This window comes from Deltaproteobacteria bacterium (genome assembly GCA_021737785.1).
Classification (GTDB): domain Bacteria; phylum Desulfobacterota; class DSM-4660; order Desulfatiglandales; family Desulfatiglandaceae; genus AUK324.
The window spans coordinates 1-15844 of record JAIPDI010000053.1 but is presented as its reverse complement, the minus strand read 5'-3'; the positions used below and the strand labels follow the sequence as shown (position 1 = coordinate 15844).

13 protein-coding genes, 2 pseudogenes and 1 CRISPR repeat array are annotated in these 15844 nt (G+C 49.2%); of the genes and pseudogenes, 1 reads left to right on the top strand and 14 read right to left on the bottom strand.

All coding sequences use genetic code 11. The features are described 5' to 3' along the window. Window positions 1–214 precede the first annotated feature (214 nt). Window positions 215–610 carry a hypothetical protein gene (locus K9N21_20070; GenBank protein MCF8146210.1) on the top strand — a complete coding sequence of 132 codons (396 nt, stop codon included), beginning with the start codon at window positions 215–217 and terminating at the stop codon, window positions 608–610. 161 nt (window positions 611–771) lie between these two features. Here the strand turns inward: K9N21_20070 and K9N21_20065 are convergent. From K9N21_20065 to K9N21_20000, 14 genes and pseudogenes are all read right to left on the bottom strand, one after another. Beyond that, a pseudogene (locus K9N21_20065) lies at window positions 772–1830 on the bottom strand (SEC-C domain-containing protein). 1 nt (window position 1831) lies between these two features. Beyond that, window positions 1832–2848, bottom strand: a complete 1017-nt coding sequence (locus tag K9N21_20060) for a hypothetical protein (GenBank protein MCF8146209.1) — start codon at window positions 2846–2848, stop codon at window positions 1832–1834. Window positions 2849–3345: 497 nt separating this feature from the next. Further along, the gene (locus tag K9N21_20055; GenBank protein ID MCF8146208.1) at window positions 3346–3486 is read right to left on the bottom strand and encodes a hypothetical protein; all 141 of its coding nucleotides are present in this window, start codon (window positions 3484–3486) and stop codon (window positions 3346–3348) included. Window positions 3487–3747: 261 nt separating this feature from the next. Further along, window positions 3748–4239 carry a hypothetical protein gene (locus tag K9N21_20050; protein MCF8146207.1) on the bottom strand — a complete coding sequence of 164 codons (492 nt, stop codon included), beginning with the start codon at window positions 4237–4239 and terminating at the stop codon, window positions 3748–3750. Further along, a complete protein-coding gene (locus K9N21_20045) occupies window positions 4229–5185 on the bottom strand; it encodes a dihydroorotate dehydrogenase (protein MCF8146206.1) in 957 nt (318 codons plus the stop codon). Before K9N21_20045 ends, K9N21_20050 begins: the two co-directional genes overlap by 11 nt. Further along, the gene (locus K9N21_20040) at window positions 5182–8130 is read right to left on the bottom strand and encodes a hypothetical protein (GenBank protein MCF8146205.1); all 2949 of its coding nucleotides are present in this window, start codon (window positions 8128–8130) and stop codon (window positions 5182–5184) included. Before K9N21_20040 ends, K9N21_20045 begins: the two co-directional genes overlap by 4 nt. A 526-nt stretch (window positions 8131–8656) precedes the next feature. Next, the gene (locus K9N21_20035; protein ID MCF8146204.1) at window positions 8657–9007 is read right to left on the bottom strand and encodes an AAA family ATPase; all 351 of its coding nucleotides are present in this window, start codon (window positions 9005–9007) and stop codon (window positions 8657–8659) included. A 115-nt stretch (window positions 9008–9122) separates the two neighbouring features. Further along, a CRISPR array of direct repeats spans window positions 9123–9372; the repeat unit is 27 nt; unit sequence AGTCCCGGCTTTCGCCGGGAGATCGCC. A 164-nt stretch (window positions 9373–9536) separates the two neighbouring features. Beyond that, a complete protein-coding gene (locus K9N21_20030) occupies window positions 9537–10367 on the bottom strand; it encodes a hypothetical protein (GenBank protein MCF8146203.1) in 831 nt (276 codons plus the stop codon). Beyond that, window positions 10360–11739 carry a hypothetical protein gene (locus tag K9N21_20025; GenBank protein MCF8146202.1) on the bottom strand — a complete coding sequence of 460 codons (1380 nt, stop codon included), beginning with the start codon at window positions 11737–11739 and terminating at the stop codon, window positions 10360–10362. The genes K9N21_20030 and K9N21_20025 overlap by 8 nt, the downstream gene beginning before the upstream one ends. Next, a complete protein-coding gene (locus tag K9N21_20020; protein MCF8146201.1) occupies window positions 11702–12253 on the bottom strand; it encodes a hypothetical protein in 552 nt (183 codons plus the stop codon). The genes K9N21_20025 and K9N21_20020 overlap by 38 nt, the downstream gene beginning before the upstream one ends. Before the next feature lie 85 nt (window positions 12254–12338). Continuing rightward, entirely contained in the window at window positions 12339–12551 is a 213-nt protein-coding gene (locus K9N21_20015; protein ID MCF8146200.1) for a type I-U CRISPR-associated protein Cas7, read from the bottom strand. 331 nt (window positions 12552–12882) lie between these two features. Further along, window positions 12883–14619, bottom strand: coding sequence for an AAA family ATPase (locus K9N21_20010; GenBank protein MCF8146199.1), 1737 nt, complete (start codon window positions 14617–14619; stop codon window positions 12883–12885). A gap of 88 nt (window positions 14620–14707) precedes the next feature. Then, a pseudogene (locus tag K9N21_20005) lies at window positions 14708–15257 on the bottom strand (ORF6N domain-containing protein). 140 nt (window positions 15258–15397) lie between these two features. Then, window positions 15398–15763: a HigA family addiction module antidote protein gene (locus K9N21_20000; protein ID MCF8146198.1), complete on the bottom strand. Its 366-nt coding sequence runs from the start codon at window positions 15761–15763 to the stop codon at window positions 15398–15400. Between the last annotated feature and the right edge of the window lie 81 nt (window positions 15764–15844).

Here is a 15844-nt window from a genome sequence, read left to right as displayed (position 1 = left end):
CCTTTTTCCATCCTGTAAAACCTGGTGCGCCCCTCTTGACAGTCTTTGATTTCAGATTAGTTTAATCTCACGTGTGAGTCTCGATCAGGGGATATCCCTGGGATTTCGAGAATGAGGGATCAACGTCGTAACTAAAGGATTTCAAGGCAGTTTTTCCATGCGTGTGGTTTTTTGATGCAGCATCACCAACCATTCACGAAAGGAGGTAAGGAATATGAAAATCAAGCTGTGGGACAGGATAGAAAGGGGAATGGAAGAGGGTTTTGATGCCGCGCTGTCGGCTGTTCATGTGATTACGGAAAAGGCCGGCGAGGGAATCGAGCTGACCCGTCTGAGACGAGAAAAGGCCAGGCTGGAAACTCAGGTGACCCGGCAATTGGCCGAACTGGGAAATGCTGTCTATGACAAAATATCCGTGGAAAGGCTGGACGATGTCGCCGAAAAGCTGGGTGTGAAAGCTGTCATGATGGAGATTTCAGAGAATGAGGCCCGCATGATAGATATCGACCGGAGCCTCAATAAAGAACTGAAAGGCAAGAAAGACCCAGGCACCGACGAAGACGTGGACGCCCCTGAACCATCTGAAACCGAGGGCCTCAAGACGGATTAGCCATAGCCACTCTCCCCACTTGGGCGCCCGCGTAATTCACAGGCCCCTCCTCCCTGATCACGGGGGGAGGGGTTTTGCGTCAGGGCTGATGGTGTCGAGCGATCCCTTCTCCCATTTCTCTCCTCTATTTTTCCCGATCAGCAACGTTTGTGAATGCTTCTTTAGGAGACATTCGACCAGGTGATGTATTGATCATAGAATGCGCTTTTTCTGACCGACAACTCGAACATATGGGGCGTCTTCTCTTCCCTCTGAATATCCACAAAACCGAAGTACTCGCAGAATCGCACCAGAAAACGGAGCGAAAAACAGCTGCGGACCTGCTCCCTGGGAGTCCAGAAAGGTGTTGCCGTAACCTCATCCAGAACAGCCGGAAAGGCCCGGATAAAATAATCCCCCAGTTGTTCTGCCGGGATAAACCGGCGCGCCTTTTGATGCAACAGGCATAATGAGAACACAGCCCCGCCCTGGACGATCCAGAACGAGGCATACCGATCCTGGAATCCCCAGTTGAAACGACGAACGAACTCGTTCATCAGTGTGAAAAAATGAGGCGCAGAAAAGCCTTTTTCGATCACCTTTGTCCCTTTGGCTGTCAGGCTGTAACGGTTGTTCGCCTTTTTCAACCATCCGCAGAGTTTGAGGATATGCCGCAAGCTGTTCACGGACACGGCGTCTTGTTCAGAGCGGATAGGGTGAGGAAATGAATGAGATCGCGCGTTGAATGCCTCATAGAGCGCCCGCGCAAATGCAAGGGGAAGATTGCCCTTGGCAGTGGCCTTGAGAGGCTCTTTCTCTTTCAACCGACTCAAAAAAAGGAGGGTGTTCTTCACCACTGGAATCTCGTGAAAGGCCGCCGGCTCCAAGACATGGTTGAATCGGACCATGTCATCCAGGCTCTCCAGGGGGGCATGGAGCATCCGGTGCATCTGCTCTGAGGAGAGACCCAGGAAATCCATCTGGGGAACCGAGGCCTTTCTCTCCATGAAACGCCCAAGGAACTCATTTGCTTCTTCAAGGGAACCAAATTTTCGGTCGCCCAATTGCTCACCGATTTCTTCCATCAGACGATCGACCATGCCCTTTTCACCCTCCTGAGCCTCCTTTGCCAGACAACAGTCCTTGTACTTCTTCCCCGAACCGCAGGGGCAGGGGTCGTTTCTACCGATCTTTGTCATGACACCCCCCTTCTCTTCTTTAAAATTTCGGGAGACCTCCCGCTCATCTTACTGTCTGCCTCTTCCACCTGTTTCGTGCCCTTTTCTCAAAAGAATCTGGAGACTTGAGGGGCTTGTCACCCGCAATATCCTCAAATCCACCGATGAAGCTGTGTTTTCGGGAGTGGTCCTTTCGCACTCTCTCAACGACGCATAGCCATGTCTCGTCGCATCCCGCCTTTTTGTAGAGCTTTTTGGCATTCCGAAAATATTCCATTGCATAAGGGTAATATTTGCTCTTCCCATTCTGGATAATCCGCATTCCCAGGGCAGTGTAAATCTTGGCGGCAGCGCGGCTGTGCTTGCTTGACAGGCTTTTTGCGGCCTGCTCAGTGGTATAATGGCTTATTTCTTCCAATTCACGGTCTTCGACGTCAAGGATATGCCTTGAAAGCACTTCCCAGTCCTTTGCTGTCGTACAGATATCAATGAATGCAGACAAAGAGGCCTTCTTTGCATTTTCCATCGCCTTCTGATGCCAATGGGGGAAGTCTTTCTTGGAGGCGTATTTCTTCAGTTGGTCGTAGCCCTCTTTCGATGGGTACTGGATGAATTCTTCCCAGGCGCTCTCAAGGGCATTCCCTCTCCGTCCTAGTTTGTTGAGCAATTCCATCCTGATAGCAGTCAGTGCATAGCTGGATTGGTTCGGCCATTTCCGTGCCTTTTGAAGCTTCAATCCCTTTTCAGCCCAAACCAGCGCGTCTGCATACTGTCTTTTTGCCTTGTACAGTGAAGCGATATGCTCGCAATCCTTCGGTGTAACTCCTACCCTCTCGCAAAGCGACACGTAGGCCTTGACATCCCTTTCCCCCACATAAATGTCTTTGAGCTTGTCCGCACTCCGATAGACATCTGCAGGATAGTCATAAATGAATCGGGGCTTTTCGGAATCGAAAGGGGCGAAGGCTTCATTGAAGCGATCCTCAAAATGCTGTCTAAATAAGCGGAGAGCTGGCCTGTTAAGAGCCCGTGCGACTTTTTTCTCGATGTCATAGCAAAAGCCGTAGTCGTCATTCTCCATCCATCCGAGGATCTCTTGGACCGTTTCCTCTGCCGCACCTCCTGCCTGTTGCCTTGTTTTGATCCAGGCCAAAAACAAATCCTCAAAAAACATTCCCAAACGACCACTTGAATCGTCAATTTCTTCCGCCTTGTCATAACACCCGGATAAAAACAGCTCATAGAGGTGCACCGCCCGATCGGTTTCGCCAGACCCTCCCAGTTTATCGATTTCCCCTTTTATCTCTTCCAGGTCCTGTACAAACTCCCAGGAATCATTGTAGGAAATGAACCGGCCAAGGTCTAAAGCCCGCTCCATCTGATCAATCAGGGGATCTTTCCATTTCTTGGATCTTTTTGTCTTCATCGAGTGTGATTTTCCTGTTTAAAAAATGGGTCCATCCTCGGTTTGCCCTTCCTCCCCTTTTCATGTCCAAAGCGTTCCCCGATACAAATAACGTGTCCACGAAACCAAAAAATTTGGACACGTTTTATCGACATGTCCACAACATGGACACGTTATCTTGACAGAATCTCAAATAATCCCCGATTCAGATACAGATTTTCCCTTCCCACTTTCTGCCTTTCAAGAATGCCAATATTTTCAAGTTCATTGAGATAATCAGCCGCTGTCTTTCTCTCAGCGATGCCCTCATCCATCAAACGTTCTCCTTAGTATGGGGCTGGGGGAAATGAAGTTTAGAGAGATCCTTGGGATAGACCGGCCATCACAGACATCCTCATCGAACAGAATCTTTTGAAGCCGTTGATCTTGAACCGAGTGAGGGCTCGACATCGTTTTGGGACATGCTCCGACAGATAGTCAGAAGCCAACAATTATCAAACATCTGTCGGATTTGTGGATGTGTGGGGGTTATTCATATAACCTATCCACGTTAGCTGCGAATTGAATGGGGAGCTTTAGTGCAGAGGAACGGTTTTCTTTTCAAATTCTTCGAAGTTCATTCCCAGAGAATTCGCCAACCAAATAACCCGCAACAAAGCGTATTGATCGATACATTCATCTACCTTGGGGTCCCCATCCAGAACCAGAGTCAGTTTTACAATGATTGCCTCGGCTTCTTTGTTTGGTGTTGCCTCAAGTTGCATTGGGCCATCCAGAACAATTTCTTCTGCTTTTTGGGCATTAAAAATATCTTGGCCCACATCTCTTACCAATTTTGGAGCGTCAATCCCTAATTCTCGTGCACGATTTGACAATTGGTGCTCGATATCATCCAAGCTTTCGTTGTCAGAGATTTTTTTGGGGCCCGAAATTTCTACATACAGTTTCTCTTTCCGCTCCGTTGCAATGAAGCTAAACGCGGAGCTTGACGCAAGGTTTTTAAGATAGAACTCAATCTTTTCTGTACCTGATAGTTTAGCGGTATAATGCCCTCTTTCACGCTTCATGAGCTTTGCCTATTAAATCCCTAATAGTAGTATTATTCGTTCTCAAATATTGCACTATGCCTTTGTGGATTTCATTGAAGACATCAGGGTTGACGAACCAAGCCGTGCCAATACCAACTGCCGTTGCCCCTGCCATTACATATTCAAGAACATCTCGCCACGTTGAAATCCCTCCAATTCCAATTATCGGCACATCTCCCCTGCTACATTCTGGGATCTTATCGAAACATTCATATACCATAAATACACCGACGGGTTTTATGGCTGGGCCAGAAAGACCGCCCGACCTGCTTCCAAGATACGGTTTCCCTGTGGTAATATCTATAGCCATAGCACGAAGTGTATTAATCATTGAAAGTGCATCAGACCCTCCTTCAATGGCAGCCCGCGCTGGCAAGGTAATATCTGTAATATTTGGAGTGAGTTTAGTTATCAACATAATTCGACTGTCAATATTCTTTTTAACAGCTCTAACGATGCGTTCAACTTGCTTTGGATCGATGCCGAACGATACTCCACCCTTTTTAATGTTCGGGCATGATACGTTGATTTCGATTCCGTTGATTAACTGGCTCAAATCATTCTCGCTCAGATAGGATGCGAGTCTGCCAAATTCTTCTATCGAATTCGCTGCAATGTTGACGATAATTGGCAAATCAGCATTGAGAAACTCAGGGAGTTCTTTCTTTACAAAAACTTGCACGCCGTTGTTCTGCAAACCGATCGAGTTTATGATACCTGTGCGAGTTTCAACAATCCTGAATTCAGGATTTCCCTCTCTTGGTTCAAGCGTAACTCCCTTTGTCACAAATGCCCCAAGAGATGATAATATTTCGGAGCTCTTTCTCAATACCGCCGTTCCATCCCCATGTCCGGATGTGCCTGAGGCAGTCATTAAAGGGCTTTTCAGTTTTAGATTTTTAATCTGAACACAAAGTGATTTCATAACTTTTCCCATACAATATCCTGAGAATCGAAAAGCGGTCCTTCCGTACAAACTCGTGAATATCGTTCCGCTCCATTTTTCTTGGTTCGACAGACGCAAGACATGCATACACCGATCCCACAACCCATTCTTTTCTCCAGGAGAACTTTCATCTGTATATTGGCTATGGAGGTAATTTTTGCTAAGGCCCTCAGCATGGGCTTAGGACCACAAGTAAGCACCAATATCCCATTGTAGCTGTCCAATTTTTCGAGAAAAGCCTTATATTGTCCGCTAACGAAGCCCGTAAAGTAGTTTTGCTTGGGCAACCCAATGTCTGTCTCACTGTCATTTATGGTTTTTTCGAATGATATGTGGATGTCATTTTCACTAAGCCCAATACTTTTTAAATTATCGATGTACACATAAGCCCTGCTCGGATCATCTTCTCCAAAAGTTTCTGCCAAAGGCGCCTTAAACAGTAATGACCCTATGGTATCGATTCCTATGAAGGCCTTGATCCTGAATGAATAATACCTTAAAGCCTGTCCAAAGAACATGAGCGGAGCCATCCCGACACCACCGCCAATAAGATGAACCTCTTGAATACCATCCGATAGCCATTTGGCTAAATTCGGTCTTTTACCCAGTGGCCCTAGGGTCCGAAACCTATGCCCCTTTTTCATCTTTTTAAGTTCATTCGTACCCGTGCCATTTTCGGTTACCTTGTAAAAGATTTCAAATTTGTGTGGAAAAACAGTATGTGTTATAGATGCAAGCGTGCGAGACAGATAAATATTCTTTAGGTAACCCAATTCAAAATGCCTGTAATAAGCCCTGTGAATACTGAAGGGCCTTTTAAGAAATGATTTAGATTCTAGGAGCGTGTTACGAATTGGAGGATAGCTTCCTGGAGTAGGTAAAGTGGTAAAAGACTGGCCCATACTATCCTGCCGTCTTTTTTCATATGACAATGTGTCAATCATTAGAAATTGGCCAGGTACAACATATTCAAGCTGGGGTGCCTCGAATCGCAGCATAAAATGTTTGGGATCACCGTCACCACCCACAGGAAAATTCTCTATGACTTTCGCATTAAAGTGCTCAATTTTTTTTTGAGATCTGAAGTCGGAATCGGCCCGTGGCGATATCGTACTTAGGTGACCAAAACGGCTTTTATTGATATTCCTAGCCTTTTTAAGCAGTTCGTTGAATTCGATGAAAAATCCCCTTGGCCAGTTATCTGACTGGTCATCCTTTCTACATCGCAGTATCTGATCGTGAGTTCGGACTATCAAATAACAGATAGTTTGAAATTTATCCTTATCCTTATCTAAAACTCGTTTAGCAAGGTGTTTCAGCGCATCAAGATCTGACTGCCTATGGAAGCAAAATAGAATCCGATTGCCTTCCGCATTTTCGGAAACAAAGTCAGCCCCCTTAGCCAGGCCTTTCGGCATCGGAAGAGATCCTATTTGTTCATAGCCTTGTAGATTAGATTGATCAAATTCACTGATATTGGCTGAAACAATACTGAAACCATCCTGTGACAATATTGGCTTGATGAGAGCAAACGCTAATCTGTTATAGGCTTTTCGGTTCATCTGTTCATCTGATGCCCATAACCTGATGGAGGACGAATCAACATTTCTTAATGGTATTCTCAAATGATGTTTAACAAGATTGACTGCCAGATCTACAATACCTTCAGGATTTGACACATCAGGGCGCAACAAGAACGCAGCCACCCTGACAAAAAATGCCATTTCGTTCGAGTCCTCCTCCGAAAGCCCGTAATCGTTATCTTTGTGGCTTGTAGTTGCCCTGCCAAGAACAAGATAGAGATCGGTTGAAGGCTTCTTGCCTCTTTTCTGGGAGTTGTCCCAAAGAATGGGTATCTTATTTCGAATTTCATAGCCAGCATTTGATATGATTTCGTTTAAGAATTCCCAGGCCATCGCATTTTTTGAACCATAAGCCAAAGTAACTGGACATCTAGAAGTTGTGTTTTCTTTAATGCGCATTAGAAGACTCATAAGTTTTTCTGAATTCTCTTTAATCGAAATAGTGCCCGGATGCCAGCCGGAATTGATGTCAGAAGCCGCGCCCAACCAAGACCCCCAAAACTCTGAGAATCCTATGTAGTCAATATCGTCATTGTATGGGGGATCTAGAAGAACGTGATGAACCTCCAAATTCTTGGGGAATGAAAACCTAGAAAAACTTTCTTCAAAAATGAATGCGTGGTCATCTGAACTTTCAAATTTATCCATTGAATCTGATATTCGCACAAACTGACAAATCGGATTCACGTTTTCTTTTGCTTTTAGTACCGTTTTGAAACGATTTGCGAAAGCTTGCCATACGTTCTTTTCCTGCCTAATTGAAGGCAAGTAAAATCTTAGAGCGGTCCACCCGCGTGAGGACGAAGGCCATTTGTCCGAAACCATTTGCATTGAGCTGCAACTGTAAAGCATGGCAGTAAATACATATTTCAATACATCTTTACATGTGGCCGAAGGGGTCTGTTCAATAGCATGCCATAATTTGGATAATGAAGTTAGATTGCGCCCTGTAAAAAGCTCGTGGAAAAACTCAACCTTTGTTTTTCTTTGAGAGCGGATACGGGTTTTGGGGCACCAGCGCCTTGGCTGCGTAGCTGAGAGTTTCAGTTGCCTGCCAATTTCAGTTCTTGACAACTCTCGCAGATCCCTTAAGCCACAATAGTTGCATGTGATCTTTATAGCCTCGGGTATCGCCTCCCCGTTTTGGATAATCCACTTCAGATAATCGAAAGGGATTTCTTTTCCGCATTTTGGACAGGAAATGGTATAATTTTTAAGTATGGAACCGGCAACATCTTTCCGGACTATTTCAAAGGATTCTCTCAGCGCGAAAAGACTTACTGGCTGAATAAGCACTTTCGACAGGAACACAGCCATGGGATTTAAATCACTTGCTATCACCCTTGCCCCCTTACTAAGTGCCGTGACGATTGATGTTCCACCTCCACAAAATGGATCAAGGAAAATGTCACCGGGTCCCAAACCTTCTAAGATTCTGGAGAGGCCAGTGATAGGTTTACGGCCCCAGTACAAATGAGAACGAGAGATACTTTTAAATAGTCTTCTTTCTTGATCCAAGAGCATCGCTTAACAAAGACCTATTCATCATCAAATTTAGTAAAGTAAACAAATACAACTATCATTGGAATAAGTTAAATATTATTGGTTGCATTTGGTTAAGTGATCGGATAGCCTCTGGCGATACTTGTGGCTACAGGATGATAGATGTGCCGCGTCCAATAGCAAATGGGTAGCAACAATAGACAATAATATCAATATATTGATCAATCCTGAAACCAGAAATACCGCTTCTATCACATTAAAGGAACAAAGCCCTATTGTCAATGGACGGATCTCGCTTTAGGGGAATTGCTACAAACATTTACGCTTCTAAGAAATCTTGCTATTCTAATTAAAACAGCAGGTTTCAACCCATTCCATGCACCCCAGCTTTTGGTAAAAATGGTGAATGTATGCGGCGATTGAGTTCTTGCAATGTTCGGACAATCTGGAACACGGAGGTGTGAATATATGGCTTTCGGGCATGCTTTAATAATCTTGGATACAAAGACTTCTCAACATGCCAAGGGAGCATAGCCGCATCCAGTCCGTGGAGCGCCAGCGTCTGCAAGGTCTCCAGCCCTTCGAAAATGCTGCTCTTACCGGAGCCGTTATTCCCGATAAATACTGTCAGAGGGGTAAACATTATTGTCTTGCTGTCTTGAACGGCCTTGAAATTTTTCAATCTGAAAGAGAACAGGGAGAGCTTGCCTTTCATGTTAAGACTCCTCTTGCTAAGGCCTTATAGAAACTGAGCACGGCAACACGGAAAAGGTCCGCCGCTTTTTGCATTCTCGTTTTCAACAGGTCCTGGTCGGTCTCCGATATGCGGTGCTTCAACGCAGTCCCGGCTTTCGCCGGGAGATCGCCTATTCGACACAACCGCCGATAGCACGCCCGAAATGCTTCAACGTAGTCCCGGCTTTCGCCGGGAGATCGCCCGGGTTTCGAGATCAACATGCCCGAGATTAGCAAGCTTCAACGTAGTCCCGGCTTTCGCCGGGAGATCGCCCGGGTTTCGAGATCAACATGCCCGAGATTAGCAAGCTTCAACGTAGTCCCGGCTTTCGCCGGGAGATCGCCTGCACACGTATAACATATTGTGGACACAGGCTTTTTAGGTTGCTTTCCGCGAACCCTTGAATTTTTGCCTCCTGCAAACGGGTTGCGATTGCCGTGTTGACCCTAACCCTTTTATATCCCATAGTATTTCCCTCGCGCGAACCTCCCTGGGTTTTCGTGTGAGCTTACCGTTCGCGCAGGGGCGGCAGCAACATCCCATATTTCCCGCTCGATCCATACCTGGAGGACCACACCTCCGTCATCCCCGGCCTGTATGGAAGCCGATCCACGGGCAATGCCCTCAAAAGTATTACCTCCTGAAGGGAAAGAAATGCCTCCCAGATGGGCCACACGTAAGCCGCCTCAGGGTGCCTTCTCCATCCGGTGGTCTTGGCTATGTTGGCGGCAACCGGGACCACCGGGTGGAGGGGGATGGCCTCGAAGGCGAGCCAGATCAGGCCAGGCTTGCCTGGAGGCGCGGTCTTGGTGGGGGCCTTGGGTTCGTGTGCGTGCGAGCGGACGGCTATGGGGTCGAGCCCAAACGAGGTCTGGTTTTCGTAAGCCCCTCCCAACAACGCACAATGGAAATGGTCAGGCGTAACCCTTTCAGCCAGCCCTCGAAGATCCCGTAGCAGCTTCTGCTGACCGGAGGTCATATCCAGTCGTGTGACCACCACAGAGCCCTGTCGCACGATGGCATCGGTTGCCCAGCCTGCCATAAAGCCAAGGGCGCGTTGGTCTTCCCTCATCTCGGCACACGCATTTCGATAGGACTCGGGAGGAACCCCTCTGAGCGAGTCTGTCCAGGTGAACTCTGGAGATTGGCTGCGACCTGCCATGTTGTGGGTGATCTCTGAGATGGCCGTATCCGGATCGATTCCGTCCACAACCGCGTGCCCGTCGCGCCATGCCAGCCGCACATCCAGTTGGCAGTCGCGTGCCAGCACGCGAAGCATCCCGAGTGCTGCCAGAAATCCTATGGGCGACGCGGCGCTCATACCGGGCAGGTCATGCATCCGTCTTCTCCTGCTCAAGAATCGACTGGCGAATATCCGATGCCCTCAGGAGCAGCTCCATCCCAGCCAGGCCCCAGGGACCCCACTCATCCAGCAAGATTGCAAACGCCTGCGCCCATGGGCTTCCAAGGAAGATCTGATCGGTCCCCGGGGCCTCCGTATCGGCGCATGCGGGGAACCAGGGCCGCCCGTATCCGTGATGCGTACCGATGAGGTAGCGAACGATCTGGTCCGGTTCAAAGGCGTAGGCCAGTGAAGCCAGCTCGTGACGGAATCCGGCGGGCAGGTCCGACCGGGCATAGGCGGCCCGGATCTGCGAGAGTTTCCGGAGCCCCGATTTTGCCAAGATGGGTCCGCTGGCTGCTGCCAACGGGGTCCCGTGAAGCATGGCCTGAAAGCGGGGCTCTGCTTTTCCGAGGTCGTGCTTGCTTGCAGCAAGCGATATGCGGCCTTTTTCCGGGTGGCCGACGGCTAATGTCAGAGCCTGGTCCGTCACACCTTTCAGGTGACGATCCAGTTCTACGGCTACGCCGCTGCTTAATACGGCTTCCACCTCATCCATGACACGGCCTCTCAGCACCACGCCGGCCGGATGTGGTTCGATCTCGAATCCCCCGTGAAAGGCTGTGATCAAAGGGTGATCGACCTCCAGAAGGAAAGCACGCAGGGCAGACTGGGCAAGCTGGACCCGTTCCTGGTCAATACCCATTTCCGGATCCATTTCCGTCTCGGCTGAAAACAGCTCAGTTACTGCCTCCTGTACGGGCGCTTCATGGGGTCCCATCCAGCTTGTCAGCCCCGGCACCAGGCGGACAATGTGGGCGCCTCCTCGTTCCAACGAACAGAAATCAGCGATATCCTCCACCGGGGCGTTGCTGTTTGGGGCCCATCCATATGGATCGCAACCGCCATAGGCGGCGGGGACCACCAGGGTGTCGCCCGGACGGATATCGCGGGGGAAGATGACGCGGCAATCGTCAGGCCCGCGCCAGCAAAGGACAGGTTTGCCGGATGCGCCTGCGCCTGAAGGCCTTCCCGCCATGCCCTCGAGATCCGTTACGTCCTGGGCGCGACCCCCTTCCAGCCACGATCGAGCAGCATACACGGGGATTTCAAGGGCCTCCCGCGTGAGGGGGGGACGCAGCCTCACCGCCTCCTCCCATCCCACAGAATTGGCGGCGGGCAAATCCAACCGCCAGACAATGGACACATCAGGGGCTCCGCTTCCAGCACCATGAAGCCAGGGGGAGACATTGATTTCAGGGGCTTCAGGGCCGGTTTGCGCCAAAAGGCTGATGTGGCTCGGAAGCAGGGTCGGTCCATGTTTAAACGGTCTAACCGGCGGTCTTCGCTGTTCGAACATCTCTGCCATGGCCGCCTACCCCAAAATCAACGCAACCGTCACGCGATACCGCTTCCAGCCATTCCCAGGCCTCTTGGATAGCTGTGCCGTACACAGGATCGGGCATGGGTTGGCCGTTTTTGTCGAGTTTGGGTTTGCGGTAAAGGATCACCCCCTGTGTATTCGCAATCTCCCCGAACCGGTCGAGCCGACCGAAGCGCTGGCGAAGGGAGTCCAGGGGAGCTGCCTCCGTGATAAGGGCATCGAAATCGATATCCGCGCCCACTTCAACGGTCTGAGTGGCGACAATAAACAGGACCGGCCCTTCAATTCGGGTCCTCCCTGCACGGATCTCAGGCAGGAGACGCTCCATCAGTCCATCACGATCATGGGGACGCACCCGGCCGGTGAGGAGTTCGGCCCTGTGCTTTCGTTTGACCAGGGCCTGACGGATACTCCGGGCAGTGGCGACCCGGTTGACAATGATTCCAATTACCCTGACGGATTCTGACAGCTTTTCCCCTGCAGAGACGACCAGTTCCACAAAATCGCGCTCGCCCCCGTCCGCCGTAGCGAGTTGTGCTTTTTTTGAGGCCCAAAGCCGGCGGTGAAGGACCGAATGTAATTCGTCAGCAGGGGATAGCCTGACTTTGGACGGAGTCAAGCAAAACCGCGTCACGCTCCTTTCCATCGATCCAGGCAGGGCGAAAGATGTGCTGGCCCTGGTCGTAGGTCGGCGGATAAACGAGTCCATCCACATTGGCCGGTTTGAGGTTCACCACGAGACGAAGGGCGGAGGCATCTGCCACCGCTGACAATATTTGAGCGTATAATTCAGACATGGGCACTCTCTCCTAATTTCTTGCCGTCTATGAAAATGGTTTCTCCCCTATGCTACACCTATATCAAGGTCACATACCTTTTACAGCATATCCTATCATGCAACCCCGTCACAGCCGCAAATACAACCGGTGCCTCTTGCCGATTTCTGAAGATGCATTGTTTCCTTTCACTATTTGTCGGGCACCAACCCGACCCCGTTTGTGATTGTCATGGATGCCGCTTGTGATGAGTGACATTTTGGCCTTGCTCCTCAAAAGTTTAGGGCAAATATTTTGAATGCTGGCGCCTCTCTAAGATTCCAAAATGGAACCATATATAGTTTGCCCCCGCTTACTCCACCGTTGGCCTGGCGGTCCGGGATACTGCCACAATGGCCTCAAGTTTTTCTCTTACCTCGGGATCGATTTTCTCTTTCGGGACAAACCGGGCCAGTTCATGGAAATTCTTCTTGTCCATCACATTGTAGTGACCGAGTTTCTTGAAGAATTCCCTGAAAACTGACTTGAGAAAATAATCACTGACTTTTGTGTTTCCGTCCCAGGGTGAGACGTCTTGGATCTTCTCCAATGCCTGGGAGACCTCAATAATGGCTTCTTTCATGGCTTTTCTGCGAGGTTCGGCATGGGCTGACTCGAAGAGCGGCCCGGGGAGGCTTTCCCTGCCGCTGGCTACAGCATAGGCTTCAAGGACCTCTGGATAGCAGAGATAGTTTTCGATCTCCCGCTTGCTCCACATATGAAATTCGGCCCCGATATCCTCTGAAGGATGTCGATCCAGTCTGTCAAAAACTGCAATCCCTTTCAGATGGGGGACCGCTTCCTTGAGCCCGAAAAAATGCTTTCTCACTTCAGACGGCTGATTCGTCACATAATGCACAAATGGCCTCTGAAGAGCATCCATGGCCTCCCGATGTTCCAAAATCCGTGCAAATTCCTGCAAAATGGCCAGGTCCGTTGAACCCTCCAGATAAAGGACCCACCCCGTTTGCTCTGCCTGATAATAATGTTCGAACCCGATATCCTTTAGTGCCTTCAAGGCCTGGCTCCCTCGGTCATTGATACGATGGGGTTTTCCAACAAAGGCAACCACCACATCGCGATCTGCGGCCTCATTGAGCAAGATCTCGGAATGGCTCCCGATGATAATCTGGTTGTCGTTTTCCCGAGCGACGTCCGTCAGGAGCTGATAAATCTGCCTTTGCCTGAGTATTTCCAAGTGTGCGTCAGGTTCGTCTAACAAAAGCACAGACCCGGGATGGGCATACATATAGGCCAAAAGAAGGAGGGTTTGTTGAAGACCCCTGCCAGATGAAGAAAGATCCAGCTTGATGTCATGTTCGGTATATGCCATGACGATTTCGCCCCGTTCGGTGACATACTGCGGCACCTCCAATTTTGAACCGAATAAATTCAGGATATAGTCCGAAAGTCTTTTCCAGAGTTTTTCATCGCCTTCGTAAATCCTGTGACATAGATTGCGTAGGACTTCGGCTGTCCGTCCCTCTCCGACACGGACATTGATGGCTCCCGGATCCAGCCTGGTTTCGTTCGCCGCCAACCCTGACATGGGAGGAAGAAATGCAAATTGAACATTATTGGCCTCTTCAGGGATGGGCATTCGTTGAGGATTCTCTTCGTCGGACAGGCGAAGCGGCCGGCAGTAGAGTGATTCCTCATTCGCATAGTAGAATTCAAGGCCGCACTCCCATGTGGTATCAGCGGTGATGCCTTCCACAATGACATCAATGAATAGATGCTTGGTTTCTTGTTTCCCCGAAATCTTTTTAACATCCCTAACGCTGAGCCCACGCCAGAGGAGTTTTGCATTGGGAACGGGCACGGCGATCAAGTCTTTCCGGTTGATGGTTACGCCCGGTCGTTTCTCTGGGGAGGTTCTCCCCCTTCTCTTTTCATTCCAGCGCTTAAGCCCGATATCCCAAAAAGCCAGGGCTTGAAGGGCGGTAGTTTTGCCCGAATTATTGGGGCCGATAAAGACAACCGGGCTGCCCAGTTCTATTTCCGCTTGATCGAACTTCTTGAAATTCCGGATGGTCAGTTTTGTCAACATAATCTCATCCTCTCACACGCCTCGTCCGTCTCGATTTTCCCATTGATTCCAAATGTTCCACAGAGCTACTCTTTGATTTTTCAATTCCTCAACCCCTCTTTCTTCTGCCATAGGCGGCACGGCCTTCCTTTGCCTCAAACCCGATCTTCCTTTGTGGTTTCTCAAGGGGCGTCATCAAGGCGCGGATTGCGTCAAAGACGACCTTGAACTGCTCATCGTATTTTGTCTCTAAAGCCATTAGCTTACGTTCGAGGTCTTTGTGCACGGCGAGCATTTGTCTCAACTGAACGAATGGTTCACATAATCTGAATATTGACCTGGACTGCCCGCTTGCTTCTCAATACACTGGAGAGCATTGCGACACCTTGTTCCGTAAAAGCGTAGGGATTCGCCCTGCGAGAACCACCCCAACTTGAAATCACAATTTGTGATTTCAAGTTCTGGAACTCGTCATCTGTCAGCTGAAACATGAAATCCCCTGGGAATCTTTTGATATTTCGTTTTACCGCCTGAACCAAGACACGTGGTTCAATCTCGTACAGCTCTGCCAGATGAGGGCTCAGCATGACCTTCTGACCGCGCATAAAGAAGATAATACTTTCAATTTGATCAACTGCAAGAGGCGTTTTCTCATTCATAATCATATCCTGTTTTCAAACCGCTGGGTATTCTCCGCCTAGTGGCTTTTCGGATATTGCAGCATCCTCCTAACGACCTTCGGGCTATCCGGTGCACCTAAAAACGTGGCGACTCTCTGCTCAGTGAAGGTGTAGGGAAGTTATGCGGTGTGATACTTTTTGACCTCCTCGTCCAGTCTGTCACCAAGCTTGTCTTCTTCAACATCCAGATCATAGTCCATTTGAAGTCCAAGCCAAAACTGTGGTGACATCTCAAAGTAATGGGCCAGCCGAAGTGCGGTGTCAGCCGTTATTCTCCTTTTTCCATGGATGATTTCATTGATCCGCCGAGGAGGTACACCGATATCCGAGGCGATCTTGTTCTGGCTTAGCTGCATGGGTCTTAAAAACTCCTCAAACAGGATTTCTCCCGGGTGTATGGGCTCCATTTTTTTCATTCTTACAGTCTCCCAAGGCGGCCTAACGGCCGCAACCAAATAGTGTAGAAAAATATGGCGTTCATCCATTAAAGTGGTAGTTGCCAAACAGCCACTAAGGAGGGAACGCCATGAGAAAGTTTATCCAGAAGCATACAGGAAAAATCACGG